This is a genomic window from Mesorhizobium sp. M7A.F.Ca.ET.027.03.2.1 (genome assembly GCF_003999175.1).
Lineage (GTDB): Bacteria > Pseudomonadota > Alphaproteobacteria > Rhizobiales > Rhizobiaceae > Mesorhizobium.
In genome coordinates this window covers 1-529 of record NZ_RZOM01001829.1, presented here as the reverse complement: position 1 = coordinate 529, position 529 = coordinate 1, and the positions used below count along the sequence as shown (strand labels likewise).

The 529-nt window shown below is 67.3% G+C and carries 1 protein-coding gene; it reads right to left on the bottom strand.

Going from position 1 to position 529, the window contains the following annotated elements:
* A partial coding sequence (locus tag EN750_RS38315; protein ID WP_245482955.1) for a LysR substrate-binding domain-containing protein occupies positions 1-529 on the bottom strand: 529 nt, incomplete at both ends.

Here is a 529-nt window from a genome sequence, read left to right as displayed (position 1 = left end):
CGCTGCCCGGCCGGGCTCGATGCCGGCCGCCTCGAACCAGTTGTGCCAGGACGGAAAGGACGCACCAGTAGGTCCCCAGCCCGTGTGGATAAGCGGCAGGCTGGCCAGGCCTTCGGGTTTGATCGTGTCCGCCAGCCCGGGCGCACACACGGGATAGACTGCGTCCTGGACGATGTCCTCCGTCGGGTGCTCGCGATAATGCGGCCCATAGGAGAGCCTGATGTCGATCAGTTCACGGTCGAACGGCACCGGGTCGTCGTCGCCTCTGAGCGATACATCGACGGCGCCATGGCTTGAGGCAAAACCAGCGAGACGCTGCGAAAGCCAACCCATGGCCATGGATGGCGGCACCGACACCACAAGGCGCGGGCGGAACGCATCGCCGCCCAGCTGGCGCGCGACGCTGCCGATCTCCTGGAAGGCCATGGTCAGCCTGGGCAGCATCTCGACGCCGGCCTCGGTGAGGACGACGCGCCGGTTGACGCGGTGGAACAGCTTGCGGCCCATCTGCTCCTCGACCGTGCGGATG